This is a genomic window from Eggerthella guodeyinii (genome assembly GCF_009834925.2).
GTDB classification, from domain to species: Bacteria; Actinomycetota; Coriobacteriia; order Coriobacteriales; family Eggerthellaceae; genus Eggerthella; species Eggerthella guodeyinii.
Window position 1 is genome coordinate 2,109,172 of sequence record NZ_CP063310.1, and the last position, 20,198, is coordinate 2,129,369.

The window sequence follows — 20,198 nt, forward strand, 5'->3', positions numbered from 1 at the left end:
GCTACTCTCCTTCCTTCTCAGCGGCTGCTTTCGCCGCTTCGCGCGCGGCCTTGGCCTCGAGCGCCGCCTTCACCTTGGCGGCCTTCTCCGGGTCGAGGCCCGCGATCTTCTCGTCGGCGGCCGCCTTCTTGGCTGCTTCCGCCTCGGCCGCGGCCTTCTTGGCCTTCGCGGCGATGCCGGCCCGCACGCGGGCCACCTTCTCGGGATCCATGCCGGCCAGGCGCGTCTCCAGATCGTCGTCGCCGGACGGCTCGATGACGCCCTCGCGTTTCGGCTTCGCGTCGGGATGGTCGGCGACGAACGACGCGTTGGCCTTCGCGGCCTTCTCCGCCTTGGCGGCGGCGAGCTTCTTGGCCTTCTCGCGGGCGGCGTGCTGCTCGGGCGAGACGATGGTCATGGGCTCTTTCTGCGCGAGCGCGTAGAAGTTGCCGCCGAAGTCGATGGCGATGCCCTTGATGTCCACGCCGAACAGGTCGTGCGCCTCGTTCTCGAACACGAACGCGGCCAGGAACTGATCGGTGACGCTGGGCACGACGGTGCCCTTCTTCACGCCTTTGATCTCGTGGTTCGCCAGCACGCCGTCCTTCATGAACGAGTAGACGAGGTCGATGCCGTCCTCGGTGTTCACGCACAGCATCTGCACGAAGCGCGCGCCCTCGGCCTTCTTCTCGGCCGCGAGCGCCGGCAGGCCCTCGACGGTCAGGGGGATGAACTCGGATTGCAGGGTCATGATCTAGGCCCCTTTCTTCTGTGCCTGCAGGGCTTTCGACTTCTCTTCCAGGATGCCGAGGCCCTGCACGACCGCGTCGATGATGGCCTCGGGACGCACGGCGCAGCCGGGCGCGTACACGTCCACGGGGATGGCCTGGTCGACGCCGCCGATCACGTTGTAGCAGTCGTGGAAGATGCCGGCCGAGCATGCGCAGATGCCGCACGCGATGACCACCTTCGGCTCGACCATCTGGTTGTAGATCTCCTGGACCACGCTGATGTTCTGCTCGTTCACGCTGCCCGTGACGAGGAAGATGTCGGCGTGCTTGGGGTTGCCCGTGTTGATGATGCCGAAGCGCTCGACATCGAAGCCGGGGCACAGCGCGGCCAGCACTTCGATGTCGCAGCCGTTGCAGCTGGAACCGTCGTAGTGGATGACCCACGGTGATTTGGTTGCATACGTCATAGGTGCAGCTCCTTTACAGGTAGGCCAGGAACGCGATGTTCACGCCGCCCGCGACGAGGGCCACGCCCCACGCCGATGCCAGCAGGGCCTGCCACTTCACGCGAGCGAAGTTGTTGTCGATCCAGATCTCGAGGAAGTACACGAGCGCCACCACCACGAGCGCCAGCACGATGGACAGCGGGTTGCCCCAGAGGAAGAACAGCGCGGTCCAGCCGAGGAACAGGATGTTCTCGCACCAGTGCATGATCTCCACCTTCGCGAGCGTCTTGCCGCTCATCTCGGTGGTGATGCCCTTGACGATCTCCTGGTGCGCGTGGTGCGAGTACGACAGGTCGAACGGCGACTTGCGCAGCTTGATGGTGAGCACGAACAGGAAGCCCAGGAACACGAGCCAGATGTTGGTGACGACGGGCATGTCGAGGAAGAACACGCCGGCCGAGTTGAACGTGCCGGCCGCCATGTAGAACGCCACGGCCATGAACAGCACCATGGGCTCGTACGCCATGACCTGCAGCGTCTCGCGGTTCGCGCCGATCTCGGCGTAAGGCGAGCGCGTGGAGTACGCGGCCACGATGAAGAACAGGCCCGACAGCGTGATGACGAAGACGCTCATCAGCAGGTTGCCGCCGGAGAAGAAGATGCCGCCGGCGATGAGGGTGAACACGAGGGCGCACGTGATGTAGGTGCCCTCGGTGGAGTTCACCGACACGTTGTCCTTCTCGATGAGCTTGCGCACGTCGTAGTACGGCTGCAGCAGCGGGGGCCCTACGCGGCCCTGCATGCGGGCCGAGATCTTGCGGTCGAGCCCTGCGAGCAAACATCCCAGGACCGGCGCGACGATGGCGAAGACGAGGGTGCCGATGAGAGCGAACAGCATGGTCATGTCAGATCACACCCTTTCCTAGAACAGTCCCGGAACGCCCACGGCCGCCGCCGCGAATGCGATCACGATGATGATGGTGCAGCACGCGGTGCCGAAGGGCGAGATGCGCTTCTCGCCGAAGATGCCCTCGAGGTACCAGTTGCGCGCCGAGGCGGTGGATTCGCCCGACAGCGAGTTCGAGAACGTGCGCTCGGCGTTGTCGCGGCTCACGCCCGCCAGGTAGATGTCGACCTTCTTGGCCTTCGAGCGGCCGAGGCCGGCGAACAGCACCACGGCGATGAACGCCGACAGGATGGAGGCGATCCACAGGTTGGACGAGGAGATGTCCTGCCCGACGGTGCCGAACACGCTGTAGATGTAGGGCTCCACCACGGTCCACGAGACGATGGGAAGGCCCACGCAGCACAGGATGACGAGCACGGCCATGACCATGATGGCCACCCACTCGCTCGTGTGCACCTTGACCTCGACGTTCTCGGGGCGGGCGGCGATGCCGGAGAGCTTGCCCAGCCACTTCGCCCAGAACATGAACGTGGCCGCGGAGCCGAACGCCAGGATCACGATGAGCGCCACCTGGCCGGTGTCGGCGAAGGAGACGAGCGTGGCCCACTTGGCCAGCAGCATGCCGAACGGGGCGATGAACATGCACAGGATGCCGAGCATCATGAAGCGCGCGAGGCGCGGCATGCGCTCGAACAGGAGGTCCATGTCCTCGATGTCGCGGCTGCCGATGTGGTGCTCGGCGGTGCCGACGCACAGGAACAGCAGCGACTTCGCGATGGCGTGGAACAGCACGAGGAAGGTCGCGGCCCACACGGCCTCAGGCGTGCCGACGCCGGCGCAGGCCACGATCAGGCCGAGGTTGGCGATGGTCGAGTACGCCAGCACGCGCTTGGCGTTGGACTGCGAGATGGCCATGAACGAGCAGAACAGGAACGTGAGCCCGCCCACGAGGATGACCATGACCGACGGCACGGGGCACGCCATCATGATGGGGGCCAGCTTGATGAGCATGAACACGCCGGCCTTCACCATCGTGGAGGAGTGCAGCAGCGCCGAGGTGGGCGTGGGCGCCACCATGGCGCCGAGCAGCCACGTGTGGAACGGCATCTGCGCGGCCTTCGTGAGGCCGGCGAACGCGAGCGCCGTCACCGGCAGCACGACGAGGCCGGGGTTGGCGATGCCGATCTGCAGGAACTCGAGGAACGACAGCGTGTTGAACTGGATGGCCATGACGTACAGGGCCACGAGGAAGGCGATGCCGCCGAGGATGTTCATGATGATCTGGCGGAAGGCGTTCCTGATGGCCTCCTCGGTGCGCGTGAAGCCGATGAGGAGGAACGAGCACACCGTGGTGATCTCCCAGCCGGTGAACAGCCACAGCATGTTGTTCGAGAACACGATGAGGAACATCGCGGCCAAGAAGACGAACATGAGGGCGAAGAACGTCGGGCGACGGTCCTTCGCGCCCTCGGGCTCGTGCGCCTGGAAGTCCTCCATGTAGCCGAGGGCGTACACGCAGATGCCGGAGCCGATGACGCCGATGATGAACGCCATGAGCAGCGACAGCGAGTCGAGGTAGAGCCCCTCGGTCACGAGGATGTCGTGGGCGAAGCCGAACTCGAACACGAGCGAGCCCACCACCTGGACGAGGGCGAGCACGCAGGCCCACACGTTCTTGTACTTGATGCCGAAGAACAGGATGGCGACGGCGATGAGCACGCTGACGGCCATGCAGATGTAATCGACCACCGGGGAGTAGAAATCATACGTTATCCACGGAGCTCCCAGATAGGATACGACGAGCCACACCGACGCCAGTCCGATGACGAGCGCGGAGGCGCCCACAATCACGTTTCTCGCCCGGTTGTTGCGCACGACTAGCAGAACGCCAGCAACGACCAGCGGGAAAAGGATTAAAAACCCGAGCATAGCCACGTAGCTTCCCCCTTTACCTTTACCGATTGCACTTGAACAATAGAAGCGAGCGATATCGCCCGCTTCGCCACTCTACCAGAGAAAAGCGCACGGTCGGATGACAGGGCCTTTCCGGAGGCGATTGCTCGGTAAAAGGGTGTCAACGGTGAATACGGACGCGCCCAACGGCGAAATGCCCTTGGCGAACGGCATCCCGTCGCCCGTTCGTTTTCCGCCTGTCACCTCGGCTTCTTCAATTGTGCACGTGCACAACATCAATGGCGCGATAGCCGTGCGCTATGGCCGTTGCGGGGCTTTCCGCCGCTCCCCCGCCTCCAGCTTGCGCAAGCGGCGCCACTCGAGCGCGAGGAAGCCCGACACGAGCAGCGTGGAGGTGATGTCGGATATCGAAGGGGCCAGCCACACGCTCTCGAGGGCCGTGATGGGCAGCACCTCCGGCAGGAAGATCGGGCAGAACACGAGCAGCGGGATGAGGAACAGGATCTGGCGCGTGAGCGTGAGCACCGTGGCCTTCACCGCCTGGCCCGTGGCGTCGAAGTAGTTCGAGCCGATGGTCTGGATGGGCAGGATGGGGATGAACAGGAGGTACAGCACGAGCGCCCACGCCGTCTCGCCCATGTACTGCTCGGGCAGCCCGAAGAGGTGCGCGTACATGTCGGGCGCGAGGATGACCGTGGCCCACAGGGGCGTCGTGATGGCGATGCCCAGCACGATGGCCTGCACGAGCACGCGCTTCATGCGGCCGAACGTCCGCGCGCCGTAGTTGTAGCCGATGATGGGCTGCGCGCCCATCGAGATGCCCATGGCCGGCATGAACGTGAACAGGCCCACGGCCGACAGCACGCGCATCACCGCCAGCGCGCCGTCCACGCCGAGCGCATCGGAGGCGCCGTACAGCACGAGCAGGTTGTTCTCGATCATCGACGACACGGCGAAGCCCAGCTCCATGACGCAGGGCGCGATGCCGAGCGCGCAGATGCGCAGCGCGATGCGGGGGTCGAGGGCGATCGAGGGGCGCCGTAGGGGCATGGGCGAGTCCTTCTTGAGGAAGAACTGCATCACGAACAGGGCCGACAGCGCCCACGAGCACACGGTTGCCAGGCCCGCGCCGCGCATGCCGCCGTCGAGCACGATGATGAACAGGTAGCCCAGCACCACGTTCGCGCCCGTGCCGATGAGCATGGAGCCCAGCGCGCGGTTGGGATGGCCGGCCGTGCGGATGAAGTTGTTCATGCCGAACGCGATGAACTGCAGCGGGCAGCCCGCGACGATCATCGTCATGAAGTCGAGCGCGAGCGGCAGGACGGAATCGTCGGCGCCCGAGTAGCGCAGGATGGGCTCGAGCGCGAAGAACGCGACGACCCACAGCACCACGGTGGCGACGAGCAGCAAGACGAAGCTGTTCCCCACCACGCGCTCGGCCACGTCCTTCCTACGCTCCCCCAGCTTGATGGCCGCCAGCGCGTTGCCGCCCACGCCCACGAGCATGGCCACCGCGATCATGGCCGTCATCATGGGGTTCGCCACCGTCGTGGCCGCCAGGCCGTCGGCCCCCACCGCGTGCCCCACGTACACCGCGTCGATGACGTTGTACAGCATCTGCACGAGCACGCCCACCACGGCCGGGATGGAGAACTCCAGCAGCAGCTTGAACGTGCTCTCCGTGCCCAGGCGGTCGATCTTCTGGTCGCTCTTCGGCGCGAGGGCGCCGTCCGTTCTCTCTTCGGTTCCGTGCATGTTTCGCTTCGCTCCATACGTGCGCGAGCATGCGGCCCGCCGCGCGGCGGGCCGCAACGGGCGGATCGTCGGGCGGGCCGCATGCTCGATGGTTTCCCGGGTTGTCCCGGCAGACGGGCTCGCCGGCGGAGCAACCCGCGAGGGGCTCGACGCTCGGCAAGGCTCGGGTCATCCCGAGCGAGCACCAGTATACGTGACCAAGCCGCTGATCACAACCCGGAAGCCCGCCTGTGGACGCAGCCTACGAGCGCGCCCGCCGCGCCGCGTTCTTCGCGCTGCGCCGGCCGGTGGACAGCCCGATGCCCTGGCAGGACGAGGGGATGGAGATGCCGTACGTCTCGCCCTGGAACCCTCCGCACTCGAGCCCGGCGGCGTAGAGCCCCTCGATGGTCGAGCCGTCCTCGCGGATCACCTCGCATTCCGAGTTGACGTGGATGCCGCCGAACATGTTGACGTTCGAGCCGACCACGTGGAAGGCATAGAAGGGCGGCGTCGACACCTTGTGCGTGAGGTACTTGGGGTCTTTGCGGTGGATCGCATCGACCTGGGCGTCCACGACGCCGTTGTATTCGTCGACGGTGGATTGCAGCACCACGGGGTCGATGGACAGCTGCTCGGCGAGCTGCGCGAGGGAATCGGCTTTGAATATGGTGTCCGTGCCGCGTTCGAGCTCCCTCTCGAGCTCGGCGGGCGCCTCGCTCAAAGCCGTGCCGCGCGGGACGTAGAAGCCCCAGCCCACGTTGGGGTCGCCGTGCTCCACCAGCGTGTCGAACAGATCCTGGTCGACGATGGAGTACGACACGATCTGGGTGTCGAGCGCGTTCGGGGCGGTGATGACCTTGCGCACCTGGCCCTCGTCCATGTAGCGGACGCCGTCCTGGTTCACCCAGAGCGCGATGGGGTTGCACGCGCCCAGCGCCGCCAGCTGCGACGTCAAGCCCAGCGGCTCGACGGTGGTGCCCACGATGGGGGCCATGAGCCGGTAGCACGCCCCCATGCCCGCCTCCATCGCCATCTTGATGCCGTCGCCCTCGATGCCCTGCGCGCCGCACCACATGTAGTGCTTCGAGCTGCGCGAGGTGTGCTCGTCGAACATCTCCCAGTTCGATCCGGAGCTGCCCGTGGCGAGGATCACGGCCTTCGCCATGACGTCGACCACGTCCTTGCCGCTTTCCGCCTGCACGCCGACCACCGCGCCGTTCTCCACGATCAGGTGCTTCGCGGGCGTGCTCAGCCGCGTCTCGACGCCGGCGGCCCGCGCGGACTCCTCGAGCTTGGCGATCATGTTCGCGCCGCGGTGATCCTTGTAGAGGTGCTGGGTCCGCAGGTTCCCGTAAACGGCCTCGTTGAGGCCGACGAACTCGACCCCCTGGTCGATGAGCCACAGAAGGTTCTCCTCCGCGCCGTCGAGCACGCCCTTCCACAGGGTGTAGTCCACCTTGTACTTTTGGAACTCCATCTCGATGGCCAGCAGGTCGGCCAAGTCCCCCGTGACGCCGGCCTCCTTCTGCAGGTCCGACCCCATGCCGAATACGCCTTCGGCGAAGTTCGAGCCGCCGCCGAGGATGCTCTGCTTCTCCAGCTGCACCACCCTGGCGCCCTCCTCGGCCGCCGTGATGGCCGCCGACATGCCCGCGATGCCCGAGCCCACCACCACGACGTCGGCCTCGACGGTCTCGGTCGCCTCCTTGAGGACGCTCGGCGCGCCTTCCTGCCCGCCCGCGGCGGAACCCTTCGGCTCGGCGGCCGAGCATCCGGCCAGGCCGGCCATCATCGTCGCCGCGCCGACGCCCATCCCCATGAGCAGGTGCCGCCTCGACAGGACCATTCTCTCCTCGCCCATTCCATCCTCCTTGTCGTCGTTCCTTCCAACGATCCCAGCCTACGCGCGCCGGGCACCGTCGAACAGCAAGGAGTTCTTGCGGCCGCCCCATCGAAGTCTTGCGGCCGCAGGTGGGAGGCGTCAAGGGCGCGCGGCACCGTTCTCCTCGAAGAAGCGGTCCGGGTCGTTGCGCCGCATGTACGAGGAGAAGGACTGTCTGAGCAGCCGTTGCATGAAGCGCAGGAACGCGGAGGCCTGGGCGTTGCCCGCCCCGCCCACGACGCCGGTCACGAACGAGGCCTCCGGCCTCAGCTCCACCGCGACGCCGCCGGTGGGCTGCCGGTTGCGCTCCCGGAAGATCACGGGGAACGAGCCGAACAGGCTCACCATCCCCTGCTCGCGCACCGCGGCGTCCAAGAGGTCGGGGTTGGTCACCTTCATCCCGGGCTCCCCGTCGCCCGCACGCCCCAGGTAATGGCGGATCATCTGCTCGAGGAACGCGTCGTTGTGGCACGCTATCTTGTCCATGTCGAGGTCGGACCACCGCACCCACGGCTTCTTGGAGTAGGCGCTGCCGTCGGCGCAGCGCAGCATGAAGCTCGACAGGAGGAACGGCTCGAAGAATCCGGGGTCGTTCAGCACGGCGTCGAGGAAGCCCGGCGGAAGGTCGCCCGCCACGATGCCGAGGTCCATGGGGAGGTCGAGCACGTACAGGGTGCCCGCGTCGAGGCGGTCGTAGCGGCGCGCCATGTCGTACACGCTCGCCTCGACGAGGTCGACGACCCGGTCGTCGTCCCCGATCCTCCCGAACTCCTCGATGACCGGGGCGAGGGTTCGCTTCGCGAAGGGCGACACCACCACGCGGAAGCGCTCGCGCGAAGCGGGCGAGCCCCCCTGCAGGGCGGCCACCGATTGCAGCCTGCGATAGGAGCCGACCACGCGCTCGGCTTCCGCCGCGATGGCCTCGCCCTCCTTCGTGAGCTCGAGCGCGGCGCCCGACCGGTCGAACAGCCGCACGTCGAGCTGCTTCTCGAGCGCGATGATGGCGGCGCTCGCCCCCTGCGGCGTGATGTAGAGCCGCTGGGCGGCCTTGGCTATGGACTTCGATTCGGCGACGGCAAGAAACAGCGAGAGCGACTCCATCTGCATGCTGCACCTCGATGCGGTCGGGACGGCAAAAGAACGGCTGATCGACACGGTAGCATACGCCGCGCCGATCATAAAGGATGACGCGCGCCGTTCGGTTTGCCCGCCGACCCCGCCGCGCAACCTCAGGGGAGCGGGAGGCGGACCTTCACCTCGGTGCCCTCCCCCGGCCTGCTCTCGATGCTCAGCGATCCCTCGTGGATCTCGACGATGCGGCGCACGAGGCTCAGCCCGATGCCGTTGCCCTGCGTCGCGCGCGATTCGTCGCCCTGGAAGAACCGGTCGGCCGCATGGCGCACGGTGCGCTCGTCCATGCCGCATCCCTCGTCCGAGCAGGCGAACGCCACGCGGCCGTCCTCCCGTCCGAGCGACACGGCTATCGAGCCGCCCCGCGGCGTGAACTTCACCGCGTTGTCGATGATGTTGATCCACGCCTGCTCCAGCAGGCCCGCGTCGCCTTCGACCTCCGTCTCGTCGAGGTCGATGCGGAGGTCGAGCGACTTCTCCTCCACCCGCCGCTCGAACACGAGCACGCTCAGGCGCACCTGCTCGGCGAGGTCGAACCGCGAACGGTCCGCGACGATCTTCTGCCGCTCGAGGCGCGACAGGTCCAGCACGTCGTTCGACAGCTTGGCGAGCCGGCCCGACTCCTTGGCGATCACGCGCAGGTACTCGCGGCGCTCCCCCTCCGTCAGGCCGTCGTTGTAGAGGAGCTCCTCGGCGAACCCCTTGATGGAGGCGATGGGCGTCTTGAACTCGTGGGAGAAGTCGTTCGCGAAGTCGGATCGCAGCAGCTCGACGCTCTGCAGCTCCTCGGCCATGCGGTTGAACCCGTCGGAAAGCTCCTTGAACTCCGCCGGCCGCCTGATGTCGAGCCGCACGTCGAAGTGCCCGTGCGAGAGCCGGTCGATCCCCTTCGAGATGGCGTGCACCGGCTTGAGCGGGAAGCGGGTGAGCACGAGCGACAGCAGCGTGCCCAGGAGGGTGCAGGCCACGAGCACTTCCAGCATGATGCGGAAATCGGGATCGTCCGGCGAGGGCGCGCCGACGACGAGCACCGTGATCGCGAACACGATGGCGACGGACAGCAGGAACGCCGCCATGAAGGCCAGCGACAGGATCAGCGACAGGCCGACGCGCCGCAGCAGCCTCACGGCCGGCCGCCGTCCGCGTGCACGACCGCCTTGTACCCCAGGCCCCGAACCGACGCCAGCTCGAACTCGGGGTAGCCTTCGAAGCGGCGGCGCAGGCGCGTGACGTGCACGCTCACCGTGCCCTCCTGGCTTTCCGAGTCCACGCCCCACATCTCGTCCATGAGCTGGCGGCGCGTGAACACGTGGTTGGGGTACGACAGCAGCTTGTGCAGGAGCTGGAACTCCTTCTGCGGCAGCGTCTGGCGATCCTCGCCGCGCGTCACGGTGAGCGTGTCGGCGTTCAGCGTCACCGCGCCCACCGTCAGCCTGCGCTCGCTCGCGATCTTCGAGCGCCGCAGCAGCGCCCGGATGCGCAGCAGCATCTCGTCGAAGTCGACCGGCTTCGTCAGGTAGTCGTCGGTTCCGGCGAGGAAGCCCGCCCGCTTGTCCGCCGGCAGCCGCTTGGAGGTGACCATGAGGATGGGCAGGTCGATTCCCGAAGCGCGCAGGTCGCGCGCGAACGAGAGCCCGTCCTTCCCGGGCAGCATGACGTCGAGGACGATCAGGTCGACGACGACGTGGTCGAACGCCTCCAGGGCGCGCGAGACGTCGCTCGCGGGCAGCGCGGCGTACCCCGAGCGCTCGAGCACGGAGCACATGAGCCTGCGCTGGCTGTCGTCGTCCTCCACGACCAGTATCCGCACCATGGGCTTGCCGCCTCTCGTCGTCTCCGCCCCGTCGGCCGCCATTGTCGCACGCGGCGGTGAAGCCGTTGTGAAGGCGCGGTTCAACGACAGTTAAAGAAACGCCGATAACCTGGCGGGGACAACATCCGCTCGATACCGTTCGAAGGACGTGAAGCAATGCTTCAGCTCAGGAACATCGCCAAAGACTACCCGGTAGCCTCGGGGGCCGTCCATGCCCTGAAGGAGGTGACCGTCGACTTCCGCAGCAACGAGTTCGTGGCGGTGCTGGGCCCGTCGGGATGCGGGAAGACCACGCTGCTCAACATACTGGGGGGCCTCGACGGCTACACGTCGGGCGACCTCCTCGTCGACGGCCGCTCGACCGCCGGCTACGAGGACGCCGACTGGGACGCCTACCGCAACCACAGCGTGGGGTTCGTGTTCCAAAGCTACAACCTCATCATGCACCAGAGCGTGCTCGCCAACGTGGAGATGGCGCTGAAGATATCGGGCGAGGGCGGCTCCGACCGGCGCGCCCGCGCCACGGCGGCGCTCGAGAAGGTGGGGCTGGGCGACCAGCTGGACAAGAAGCCCGCCATGCTGTCGGGCGGGCAGATGCAGCGCGTGGCCATCGCCCGGGCGCTGGTGAACGACCCTTCCATCATCCTGGCCGACGAGCCCACGGGCGCCCTCGACTCCGAGACGAGCGTCCAGATCATGGACCTGCTGGCGGAGGTGGCCTCGGACCGCCTGGTCATCATGGTCACCCACAACCCGGACCTGGCCGAGCGCTACGCGTCGCGCATCATACGGCTCAAGGACGGCCGCGTCGTCTCCGACACGAACCCTCCCGCCATCGTCTCGTCGCGGGCGGGGAAGCCGGCGAAGCCGCGGCGCACCAAGCTCGGGTTCGGCACCGCGCTGGGCCTGTCGCTGAACAACCTCGTCACCAAGAAGGGGCGCACGCTGCTCACCGCGTTCGCCGGGGCGATCGGCATCATCGGCATCGCGCTCATCCTGTCGCTGTCGACCGGCATGAACGACTACATCTCCCAGCTGGAAACCGACACCATGGGATCGTATCCCATCGAGCTCGAGAAGGAGACGTTCGACCTGTCGAGCATGATGGCGTCCGGAGGCGCGCAGGCCGGCCGCGACGATGGGGAGGCGCCCGCGGGAGACATCGTCTCCAACAACATCGTGGCCGACAGCGTGGAGCGCAGCGAGCAGATGAGCGCCGTCAACGACCTGGGCGCCTTCGACGCGTACCTGAAGGCGAACTACGGCGAGGTGGAGGGGTCGCTTTCCGCCGTCGAGTACCGCTACGACCTGACGCCCCAGATCATGCGCCTGGACGAGAACGGCGACGCGGTGCAGGCGAGCCCCTCGTCCCTCACGGGCGATTCGGAGTCCGCGGGCCTCCCCTCCGCCATGGCCTCCGCCTCGCCCGTCGGCGCCGTGGCGTCCTTGGGCGGCTCCGCCAGCTCGGCTTGGGCGCAGCTGCCCGACGACGAGGCGCTCCGCGAGGCGAGCTACGCGCTCGAAGCGGGCTCGTGGCCCGCCTCCGCCGGCGAGGCGGCCCTGGTGATCGACCGGAACGGGCAGGTTTCCGACTACACGCTGTACACGCTCGGCCTCATGGACGCGGATCGCATGGACGAGCTCGTCGCCGCGGTGGAGAACGGCGAGGACTACGACGACCCCCAGGAGAGCTTCTCCTACGACGACGTGCTGGGGCTGGAGTTCACCGCGCTCGCGCCGTGCGATCGCTATGCGAGAACCGAGGGCGGCGCCTGGGTGGACAAGGGCGGCGACGGCGGGTTCCTCGCCTCCAAGATGGAGGAGGCGGGCGTCCCCGTGCGCATCTCCGGCGTGCTCAGGCTCACCGACGATTCGCAGGGGAGCAGCGGCGTCGCGTACACGGGCGACCTCGTCGAGCGCCGTGGTGCGCCAGCAGCTCGCCGATCCCGGCACGAACGTGCTGACCGGCGAAGCGTTCGACGGCGGCGAAGCGGACCCGGCCGCGGAAGGCGCGGCGACCCTCTCCCCCGCGGACGCGGGAACGCCGGGCGCGGGCGAGGCGGCGGCCTCCCTGTCCGACGACCAGCTGGCGGCGCTCGCCGCGCGGATGTCGGACGACACGCCGTCCACCTACGAGGACGTCCTCGAAGCCCTGGGGTACTGCACGATCGACCAGCCTTCGGGCATCGCCCTGTACCCGGCGGACTTCGAGGGCAAGGAGACGATCGAGGGTTTCATCTCCTCCTACAACGACCAGGCGGGCAGCGATGCGGAGAAGGTGACCTACACCGACATGGTGGGAACCCTCACGTCCTCGCTCACGACCATCGTCGACACGGTCAGCTACGTGCTCATCGCCTTCACCGCGATCTCCCTCGTCGTGTCGTCCATCATGATCGCCATCATCACCTACATCTCGGTGCTCGAACGCACGAAGGAGATCGGCGTCCTGCGCGCCATCGGCGCTTCGAAGCGCGACGTCACGAGCATCTTCAACGCCGAGACGTTCATCGAGGGCCTCGCTTCCGGCATCATCGGGGTGGGCGCCACGCTGCTGATCTGCATTCCCATCAACGCCGTCGTCAGCTCGCTGCTGGGCGTGGACGGCATCGCCTCGCTCCCCGCCGCCTACGCGCTGCTGCTGATCGCCGTCAGCGTCGCGCTCACCCTGGCGGCCGGCTACGTGCCCGCCCGCATGGCCGCGAAAAAGGACCCCGTCGTCGCCTTGAGGAGCTAGCGGCGGCGCGCCCGGCGAAGGCGGGAGACGCTCCCGCCTTCGCCCGCAACGTCCTTACGCGGCTCCGTACACCAGCACCTGGACCACCAGCAGGATGCCGCCGAAGATGAGCACGAACAGCACCATGGGCCACACGAACTTGAGCCACTTGGAGTACTTCATGTCCAGCATGGTGAGCGTGGCCAGCACGAGGCCGGTGGGCGCGAGGTAGAGCATGGCGTACTGGCCCCACTGGTAGGCGCACACCACCACCGAGCGCGGGATGCCCACGGTGTCGGCCAGGGGCGCCATGATGGGCATGGACAGCACGGCCAAGCCCGACGACGAGGGCACCACGAAGCCCAGCAGGAAGAAGATGAACATCATGACGATGATGAAGATGGGGCCGGTCATGCCCTGCACGAGGCCCGACGACCAGAACAGCAGCGTGTCGGAGATGAGCCCCTGCTCCATGATGAGGTTGATGCCGCGCGCGAGCCCGATGATGAGCGACACGCCCACGAGGCTCGACGCGCCGTGGATGAACGCGTCCACCACCTTCTTCTCGGCGATGCCCGACAGGAACATGATGATGATCGCGATGGCCAGAAACGATGCCGCCATCTGAGGGAACCACCAGCCCTGGCTCACGACGCCCCACACCATGATGGGGAACGCCGCCACGAACAGCACGAGGATGGCCTTCTTCTTCAGCGTGAAGCCGCTCTTCCTGGCCTCTTTCGTCTCCCCCGTCTCCACGTTGTACAGCTTCGCGAACTTCTCGCGGTCCTCGTAGGTGTAGGAGAACGTCGGGTCGGCCTTGATCTTGCGGCTGTACCAATAGAGGTAGGCGATGACCACGACGGCGCCCACGATGCAGCCGGCGATACGCCATTCGATGCCCTGCGTGAAGTTCACGCCCGCCGCGTTCGAGGCGATGACCACGGAGAACGGGTTGATGGTGGAGAACGTCGTGCCCATCGAGCCGGCCAGGAAGATGGCGCCCACGCAGATGATGGAGTCGTAGCCGAGCGCCAGGAATATGGGCACGAGGATGGGATAGAAGGCCACGGCCTCCTCCTCGAGGCCGCAGGTGGTGCCGCCGAGGACCATGAGGGCGCTCACGAGGAACACGAGCAGGAACTCGTGGCCCTTCGTCTTCTTCGTGAGGGCCATGAGGCCCGACTCGAACGCGCCGCTCGCGTTCACGACGCCGATGAGGCCGCCCAGCACGAGGATGAACACCATGATGTCGGCGGCCTCCACCGTGCCCGACACCATGCTCACCGTGATGTCGGCGATGCCCTTGGGCTGCTGCTCCAGGCGCTCGTAGGTGTTGGGCACCGAGATGGGCTTGGACAGCGCGCCGGACGTGAACTGGTCGATGCCGATGTTCACGCCGATGGCGTCGAGCTCCTCCTGGGTGGCCGGGATCTCGCTGACCTCGCCTTGCGGGCTCGTGATCTGCAGCGTGTCCGCGTCGGGGTTGTACGCCAGCTTCGCGTACTGGCCCGCCGGCACGAACCAGGTGGCGGCCACCGCGACGATGGTGAGCGCGAACAGGATGGTGAACGCGGTGGGGAAGCTGAGCTTCCTCTTCTTCTTGGGCGGGTCCTCCTTGGGCGAGGCGGTGCTGGTGGGCAGTGCGGCTTCCGTCGACATGCGCTGGTCCCCTTTCGTCTACCTTCGTCGTTTCGTTCGATACGCTTCGGACGTTGGCCCCATCGTGTCGCGCGAGCGGGTGCGCGGGCAGTCCTAACCTGGTGGTAGGAGCGGGTGTATTTCGGTTGTAGGGGCGTTTGAGCTGGCGCGTTGCGGCGAATCGTCTATACTGTTCGAGACGTGCGCCCCTCGGGGCGCGTGGTGCCGACGACGAACGAGGACGCGCATGGATCTGGGGCTCGGGCTTTTCTACTACACGCTCATCGTGCTGCTGGCCGTCATCCTGACGGCGGCGACGTGCCTCGCCTCGTACTTGGTGACGCGCAACAAGGCGTACCGCTACGCGTTCGCCGGCTTCCTGTTCTACTTCTTCGACGTGGCGCTCGTGTTCCAGGACGACTTCCTCATGCAGCGCGCGGCCGAATCGTCCGCCTCCCCCTTCTTCATCGGCAGCCCCGTGGCCTCCATCCTCATCGGCGGCGGCGCGCTCGTGTCGTTCTGGCTCGTGCTGTGCGAGTACCTGGAGGAGCGCAGGCCCGCGGTGCGCTACGTCCCGGGCGCCGTGTTCGCGCTGGCGAGCGCCGCCGTGCTGCTGCTCGTGCCCGCGGGCAACGGCCAGGAGTTCCTGTTCTACAGCATGCGCGAGGCTCTGCTGTACGCGATGCTCGTCTACCTCGCCGCCCGCTACATCGGCACGCGCGACGACGTGCTGCGGCTGCGCATGCGCCGCCACCGCGCGCTGTACGGCGCGCTGTGGGCGCTCGTCACGTGCGTGCTGCTGGAGAACGTCGTGTTCCTGCTGATCATCGACCCGCACGTGGCCGGGGGCCAGGCGCTGCCCTTCTTCCCCGAGCGCAACTTCGCCGAGAACGCGCTCGTGCTGTGCTGCGCGTTCGCGGCCTGCACGGGCGCGTGGAGGAACCTGTCGCTGCGGCGCGCCGAGCCGCCCACGCAGGGCGGCGCGTCGCTCGAGACGTTCATCGACCAGAACCTCGTGGCCTACGCGGCGGCGCGCCAGCTGTCGAAGCGCGAGGCCGAGGTGCTCAGGCTCGTGCTGCTGGGCAAGGACAACCAGAACATCGCCACCTCCATGCACCTCGCGCCGAGCACCGTCAAGGTGCACATGCACCACATCCTCCAGAAGGCCGAGCGCTCGAACCGCAAGGAGCTCATCCAGGATTTTTGGGAATTCTCCTAGGAATCTCGCCCGCGCTGTCAGGATTCGGGCCTCTGGATCGTATCGCAGGTGAAGCGACGTTGCCCGAAGGACGACAGGAAACGGACCCTTATGCGCAAGCGACAACCCGATAGCGAAGCGGAGCGGCTCGTGCGCACGTACGCCGACCTCATCCTGCGCCTGAGCTACACGTACCTCAAGTCCACGCACGACGCGGAGGACATCTGCCAGAACGTGCTGATCAAGCTGCTGCAGGGCGGGCGCGCGTTCGAGAGCGCCGAGCACGAGCGCGCCTGGGTGGTGCGCACGACGGCGAACGCCTGCAAGGACGTGCTGCGCAGCGGGCGGCGGCGCACGTCGGTGGCGCTCGACGCCGCGGCCGAGGCCGCCGCGCCCGAAGCGCCGGACGACGACGTGCTGGACGCGGTGATGGCGTTGCCGCAAGCGTACCGGGAGGCCCTGTACCTGCACTACTACGAAGGGTACACGGCGCGCGAGATCGCGCAGATGACCGGCCGCACCGAAGACGCCGTCGCAGCGCATCTGAGCCGCGGGCGCGCCAAGCTGCGCGCCGCGCTGGAAGGAGCCGACGATGATCGATGAGTACCGGAAAGCCCTCGACGAGCTGCGGTTCTCCCCCGAGGCTGCGCGGCGCCTGGCGCAGGCCGTCGAGGCCGCGGCCGCGCCCGAGCGGCCCCGCCGCACGTCCCGCCGAACCCGCACCCTCGCGATAGCCGCGGCCGCCGCCGTCCTCGCCCTCGTGGTCGGCTGCACGGCGTACGCCTCCGGGATGCTGGAGCGCCAGAAGCCCGCGAAGGCGGAAACGCCTCCGGCTACCGAGGTGGTCGACGGCATCGGACGCCCCGTCGCGCAGGCGTCCTCGAACGGCGTCACCGTCACCGCCGAGGCCGTCGTGGGCGATTGGTCCAACTACGTCGTCGTGCTGACCGTCGCGAAGGACGACGGCACGGCGTTCGAGGGTATCCGGGAGAACGAGGACGGCACGCTGGCGCTTACGTTCGGGAACCTGGCCACCGTCACGATCGACGGGGCTCCGTCGCGCGGCACCACCTCGTACTTCTTCGACGCCGATCCCGACGACAACGCCATCCAGTTCGTGAAGGCGAGCACCATCGACACGCACGGCGGCGGCAGCTTCCTCGGCAAGCCCGTGCGCGTGAAGCTGCTCGACCTCATGGCGCTCGACGAGGACGGCGAGGCGCGAACCCTCGTGGAAGGCGCTTGGAGGATGAGCTTCCTCGCCAACTGCGCCGACCTGTCGAGAAACGTGCCGGCTGGCCAGACGTTCGCGTTCGACGAGGGCACCGCCACGATCAACGCGATCACGATCTCGCCGTTGAGCCTGTCGGTCGACCTGATGATCGACTTCCCGATCGAGGTGAACCCGATCGGCTTCGACACGCCGCAATCGAAGCGCTTGCAAAGCCTGCCCCTGACGGTGAACATGAAGGACGGCACCGTCGTCGACGCGACGCAGAAAAGCGGCGGCGCGGTCGAGGTGCGGGAGTATGCGACGGTCGCCGGCAAGTCCCTGATGTTCGACCGGTTCCTCGACCTCGACGAGGTGGCGTCGATCACGGTCGGGAGCGTGGATATCCCGATGCCGTGAAGCGCGAAAAGGCCGGGAGCGTCCGCTCCCGGCCTTTGAGGCGGCGGCGCTAGGCGCGCTTGCCGGTCAGCACGTTGATGATGGCGATCAGGATCACCGAGCCGATCAGCGCGACGAGGAACGACCAGAGGTTGAACCCGGTGAACCCTGCGGCGCCGAAGAAGCTCATGACGAAACCGCCGATAAGGGCGCCGACGATGCCCGTCACGATGTTCTTGATGAGGCTGCCGTCCGTCTTCATGATCATGTTCGCGATCCAACCGGCCAAGCCGCCGATGATGATCCATACGATGATGCTCATATCCGTATCCTTTCTCGGATGCTCGTAGATGATGAAGGAAAGGATAGACGAGCAGCTCGATGAGAACAGCCTGACCAGGAAGCCGTATGCGGCCCGTTGGCGGTTGGATGCCGCTCCGTGACTCCGTGATCCGCGCCGTCATGCAAAAAGGGCCGGAGATCGCTCTCCGGCCCTTCCGTTCAGCTGGCGGTGCGGCAGGTTACTTGACCGGCGGGGTGCCCTCGGCGTTGCCGAAGATCGCGTCGATCTGCACGAGCGCGTCCATCGGGAGCGCCGCGGTGCCCACCGCGCGGAACGCGGGAGCGCCGGTGAAGTAGCGGGCGCACACGTCCTCGACGGCGGCGAGGTCGTCGATGTTCTTCAGGTAGACGTTCACCTTGACGGCGTCTTCCATCGTGTGGTCGACGTTCTCGATGATGGCCTTGATGTTCTTGCACGCCTGCTCGGCCTGCTCGGCAACGCCGCCGGCGACGAGCTTGCCCGACGCGGCGTCGACGCCCAGCTGCGCCGAGATGTTGTTGTAGTGCGAGAAGGCGACGCTCTGCGTGGAGAGCGGGCTCGTGGGGGCCGCGTCGGTGTCGTTCGCCTCGATGATGAGGCCGTGACGGGCTTCCACTTCCTGCGGCGGCGTGCCGTCGCCGTGCGACACCACGGCCTCGATCTGCACGAGCGCGTGCATCGGCAGCTCGGCGACCTCGACCACCGTGCGGGCGGGCACGTAGGCCACGGCGCGGGCGATGCCCGAATCCGGGAAGAAGCGCGTGTACACGTCGTTCACGGCGTCGAGGTCGGAGAGGTTCTTCAGGAAGACGGTGACCTTGACGATGTCGTCGAACGGGACGTCGATGCTCGTGAGGATCGCCTTGATGTTCTTCAGGCACTGCGCGGCCTGCTCGGCCACGCCGCCGACCACGATCTGGTTCGACACGGGGTCGATGGGCAGCTGCGCGGTGACGTTGTTGTAGTGCGAGAAGGCCACGGTCTGGGAGGACAGGGCGTCGTAGGGGGCGTTGTGCGTGTTGTTCACGTACTTCACGAGGTCGCCGGCCTGCGGCTCGTTGGGGATGGTGCCCTCGCCGTTGGTCAGGAGCGCCTCCACCTGCACGAGCGCGTCCATCGGCAGGGCCGCGACGGCCATGACCGTGCGGGCGGGAACGTAGGTGGTGAAGAAGGCGCGGTACACCTCGTCGACGGCCACCAGGTCGCGGATGTCGCGCACGAAGACGGTGATCCTGGCGACGTCGTTCAAGGAGTGGTCGATGCTCTCGACGATGGCCTCGAGGTTCTCGAAGCACTGCTCGGCCTGCTCGAAGATGCCGCCCTCGACGAGCTCGCCGGTCTCGGGGTCGATGGGAAGCTGGGCCGAGATGTTGTTGTAGTGCGAGAACGCCACGGTCTGCGCATGACGGTCGCTCTGCGGGGCCTCTTCCGTGTTACGAGCCAAAACTACGTTATCACCGCTCATAGATCGTATCCTCCTTTTGAGTGCTTCGCTTGCCGCTCCGTAGGAGCGCTCCGAATGTCCGGAAGACCGTAGTATAACGTTTTGTGCAGGTGCACAATTCATTTCTGGGAAGATTTCCTCCCGCCGGGAAGGCGTCCGCCCGACCGTTCGCCGCGAATAGTGGAAACCCCTCCCCCGCCATGCAGAAAACGGGGTCGAAAGGCGCGTTTCATGCAGGATTATCGCGCCTACCGTTCACCGATTGCTATCCCGCCCCGTCACCTTCCGATCACACGATGCCCACGATTTCGCCATGAGCGGTCTCGCCGCGAAAAGAAACATGCCATCGGGCAGCTGTCCGATGGCATGTTTTACGTTGCTGGTCGGGTTGACAGGATTTGAACCTGCGACCCCTTGACCCCCAGCCGAAGTTCCCTGCATAACGCGATATCTCAACCGAGAAACTGATTACTAAAATACCTGTTCAAAATGCTATTTTATGGATTTACGTTATAGCCAATCGCCCCATGTCTCAAAAGCATTAGACCAAAACTAGACTACGGCCCTTGCTGCTAGACTGACGCCATCGGCTGGCAATGCGAAGGACTGAACGACGCATGGTCATAATCGGCAACGGCACAATCAAAGAGGTCAAACCGGGCAAGGTCTACCGGTTGCGGCACTGCATTGACAAAAACCCTGTTACTGGCAAATATCTAAATCTC

Annotated in this window: 18 protein-coding genes and 1 pseudogene; 5 read left to right on the top strand and 14 right to left on the bottom strand. The window is 66.5% G+C overall.

Annotation, left to right across the window (positions count from 1 at the left end):
• Position 1: 1 nt before the first annotated feature.
• The 9 genes from GS424_RS08815 to GS424_RS08850 all read right to left on the bottom strand — a co-directional run bounded on the left by GS424_RS08815 (position 2) and on the right by GS424_RS08850 (position 10,543).
• Positions 2 to 730: an NADH-quinone oxidoreductase subunit C gene (locus tag GS424_RS08815; RefSeq protein WP_154331959.1), complete on the bottom strand. Its 729-nt coding sequence runs from the start codon at positions 728 to 730 to the stop codon at positions 2 to 4.
• Between the two features lie 3 nt (positions 731 to 733).
• Entirely contained in the window at positions 734 to 1,177 is a 444-nt protein-coding gene (locus GS424_RS08820; RefSeq protein WP_114546267.1) for an NADH-quinone oxidoreductase subunit B family protein, read from the bottom strand.
• 13 nt (positions 1,178 to 1,190) lie between these two features.
• Positions 1,191 to 2,060, bottom strand: coding sequence for a complex I subunit 1 family protein (locus GS424_RS17920; protein ID WP_160941508.1), 870 nt, complete (start codon positions 2,058 to 2,060; stop codon positions 1,191 to 1,193).
• An 18-nt stretch (positions 2,061 to 2,078) separates the two neighbouring features.
• Positions 2,079 to 3,908, bottom strand: coding sequence for an NADH-quinone oxidoreductase subunit 5 family protein (locus tag GS424_RS17925; RefSeq protein WP_244977502.1), 1,830 nt, complete (start codon positions 3,906 to 3,908; stop codon positions 2,079 to 2,081).
• A 366-nt stretch (positions 3,909 to 4,274) separates the two neighbouring features.
• Positions 4,275 to 5,735: an MATE family efflux transporter gene (locus GS424_RS08830; protein ID WP_160941506.1), complete on the bottom strand. Its 1,461-nt coding sequence runs from the start codon at positions 5,733 to 5,735 to the stop codon at positions 4,275 to 4,277.
• A gap of 241 nt (positions 5,736 to 5,976) precedes the next feature.
• Entirely contained in the window at positions 5,977 to 7,578 is a 1,602-nt protein-coding gene (locus tag GS424_RS08835; protein ID WP_160941505.1) for an FAD-dependent oxidoreductase, read from the bottom strand.
• A 120-nt stretch (positions 7,579 to 7,698) separates the two neighbouring features.
• Positions 7,699 to 8,706, bottom strand: a complete 1,008-nt coding sequence (locus GS424_RS08840) for a LysR family transcriptional regulator (protein WP_160941504.1) — start codon at positions 8,704 to 8,706, stop codon at positions 7,699 to 7,701.
• Positions 8,707 to 8,828: 122 nt separating this feature from the next.
• Complete coding sequence (locus tag GS424_RS08845) at positions 8,829 to 9,857, bottom strand: HAMP domain-containing sensor histidine kinase (RefSeq protein WP_160941503.1); 1,029 nt, start codon at positions 9,855 to 9,857, stop codon at positions 8,829 to 8,831.
• Positions 9,854 to 10,543 carry a response regulator transcription factor gene (locus GS424_RS08850; RefSeq protein WP_160941502.1) on the bottom strand — a complete coding sequence of 230 codons (690 nt, stop codon included), beginning with the start codon at positions 10,541 to 10,543 and terminating at the stop codon, positions 9,854 to 9,856. Before GS424_RS08850 ends, GS424_RS08845 begins: the two co-directional genes overlap by 4 nt.
• Positions 10,544 to 10,699: 156 nt before the next feature.
• On the opposite strand from GS424_RS08850, the pseudogene GS424_RS18135 reads away from it, so the two are divergent.
• Positions 10,700 to 11,146 (top strand): annotated as a pseudogene (locus GS424_RS18135) (ABC transporter ATP-binding protein); the annotation flags it as partial.
• 167 nt (positions 11,147 to 11,313) lie between these two features.
• Here the strand turns inward: GS424_RS18135 and GS424_RS17855 are convergent.
• A complete protein-coding gene (locus GS424_RS17855) occupies positions 11,314 to 11,559 on the bottom strand; it encodes a hypothetical protein (RefSeq protein WP_218958842.1) in 246 nt (81 codons plus the stop codon).
• Positions 11,560 to 11,565: 6 nt separating this feature from the next.
• Positions 11,566 to 11,766 carry a hypothetical protein gene (locus GS424_RS17860; RefSeq protein WP_218958843.1) on the bottom strand — a complete coding sequence of 67 codons (201 nt, stop codon included), beginning with the start codon at positions 11,764 to 11,766 and terminating at the stop codon, positions 11,566 to 11,568.
• Positions 11,767 to 12,464: 698 nt separating this feature from the next.
• Between GS424_RS17860 and GS424_RS17865 the strand changes: the two genes are divergently transcribed.
• Complete coding sequence (locus GS424_RS17865) at positions 12,465 to 13,280, top strand: ABC transporter permease (RefSeq protein ID WP_218958844.1); 816 nt, start codon at positions 12,465 to 12,467, stop codon at positions 13,278 to 13,280.
• Positions 13,281 to 13,334: 54 nt separating this feature from the next.
• Here the strand turns inward: GS424_RS17865 and GS424_RS08860 are convergent, their stop codons facing one another.
• Positions 13,335 to 14,921 (bottom strand): YfcC family protein, encoded by a 1,587-nt coding sequence (locus GS424_RS08860; protein WP_160941501.1) that lies wholly within the window; start codon positions 14,919 to 14,921, stop codon positions 13,335 to 13,337.
• A gap of 226 nt (positions 14,922 to 15,147) precedes the next feature.
• Here GS424_RS08860 and GS424_RS08865 point away from each other — a divergent pair, with 226 nt between their 5' ends.
• From GS424_RS08865 to GS424_RS08875, 3 genes are all read left to right on the top strand, one after another.
• Positions 15,148 to 16,119: a helix-turn-helix transcriptional regulator gene (locus GS424_RS08865; protein WP_160941500.1), complete on the top strand. Its 972-nt coding sequence runs from the start codon at positions 15,148 to 15,150 to the stop codon at positions 16,117 to 16,119.
• Positions 16,120 to 16,209: 90 nt separating this feature from the next.
• Positions 16,210 to 16,701, top strand: a complete 492-nt coding sequence (locus tag GS424_RS08870; RefSeq protein WP_160941499.1) for an RNA polymerase sigma factor — start codon at positions 16,210 to 16,212, stop codon at positions 16,699 to 16,701.
• A complete protein-coding gene (locus GS424_RS08875) occupies positions 16,691 to 17,728 on the top strand; it encodes a DUF4179 domain-containing protein (RefSeq protein ID WP_160941498.1) in 1,038 nt (345 codons plus the stop codon). The genes GS424_RS08870 and GS424_RS08875 overlap by 11 nt, the downstream gene beginning before the upstream one ends.
• A 49-nt stretch (positions 17,729 to 17,777) precedes the next feature.
• Here the strand turns inward: GS424_RS08875 and GS424_RS08880 are convergent, their stop codons facing one another.
• Both GS424_RS08880 and GS424_RS08885 read right to left on the bottom strand, forming a co-directional pair.
• Complete coding sequence (locus GS424_RS08880; RefSeq protein ID WP_154331965.1) at positions 17,778 to 18,029, bottom strand: GlsB/YeaQ/YmgE family stress response membrane protein; 252 nt, start codon at positions 18,027 to 18,029, stop codon at positions 17,778 to 17,780.
• Positions 18,030 to 18,228: 199 nt separating this feature from the next.
• Positions 18,229 to 19,494 (bottom strand): RidA family protein, encoded by a 1,266-nt coding sequence (locus GS424_RS08885; RefSeq protein ID WP_160941497.1) that lies wholly within the window; start codon positions 19,492 to 19,494, stop codon positions 18,229 to 18,231.
• Positions 19,495 to 20,198 lie beyond the last annotated feature (704 nt).

What these genes read in the sequence shown, in the direction of transcription:
- GS424_RS08815 (WP_154331959.1), bottom strand. Translation starts at nt 730, where the DNA reads ATGACCCTGCAATCCGAGTTCATCCCCCTGACCGTCGAGGGCCTGCCG.
- GS424_RS08820 (WP_114546267.1), bottom strand. Translation starts at nt 1,177, where the DNA reads ATGACGTATGCAACCAAATCACCGTGGGTCATCCACTACGACGGTTCC.
- GS424_RS17920 (WP_160941508.1), bottom strand. Translation starts at nt 2,060, where the DNA reads ATGACCATGCTGTTCGCTCTCATCGGCACCCTCGTCTTCGCCATCGTC.
- GS424_RS08830 (WP_160941506.1), bottom strand. Translation starts at nt 5,735, where the DNA reads ATGCACGGAACCGAAGAGAGAACGGACGGCGCCCTCGCGCCGAAGAGC.
- GS424_RS08835 (WP_160941505.1), bottom strand. Translation starts at nt 7,578, where the DNA reads ATGGGCGAGGAGAGAATGGTCCTGTCGAGGCGGCACCTGCTCATGGGG.
- GS424_RS08840 (WP_160941504.1), bottom strand. Translation starts at nt 8,706, where the DNA reads ATGCAGATGGAGTCGCTCTCGCTGTTTCTTGCCGTCGCCGAATCGAAG.
- GS424_RS08850 (WP_160941502.1), bottom strand. Translation starts at nt 10,543, where the DNA reads ATGGTGCGGATACTGGTCGTGGAGGACGACGACAGCCAGCGCAGGCTC.
- GS424_RS17855 (WP_218958842.1), bottom strand. Translation starts at nt 11,559, where the DNA reads ATGCCGGTCGACAGCGACAGGATGAGCGCGATGCCGATGATGCCGATC.
- GS424_RS08860 (WP_160941501.1), bottom strand. Translation starts at nt 14,921, where the DNA reads ATGTCGACGGAAGCCGCACTGCCCACCAGCACCGCCTCGCCCAAGGAG.
- GS424_RS08865 (WP_160941500.1), top strand. Translation starts at nt 15,148, where the DNA reads ATGGATCTGGGGCTCGGGCTTTTCTACTACACGCTCATCGTGCTGCTG.
- GS424_RS08870 (WP_160941499.1), top strand. Translation starts at nt 16,210, where the DNA reads ATGCGCAAGCGACAACCCGATAGCGAAGCGGAGCGGCTCGTGCGCACG.
- GS424_RS08875 (WP_160941498.1), top strand. Translation starts at nt 16,691, where the DNA reads ATGATCGATGAGTACCGGAAAGCCCTCGACGAGCTGCGGTTCTCCCCC.
- GS424_RS08880 (WP_154331965.1), bottom strand. Translation starts at nt 18,029, where the DNA reads ATGAGCATCATCGTATGGATCATCATCGGCGGCTTGGCCGGTTGGATC.
- GS424_RS08885 (WP_160941497.1), bottom strand. Translation starts at nt 19,494, where the DNA reads ATGAGCGGTGATAACGTAGTTTTGGCTCGTAACACGGAAGAGGCCCCG.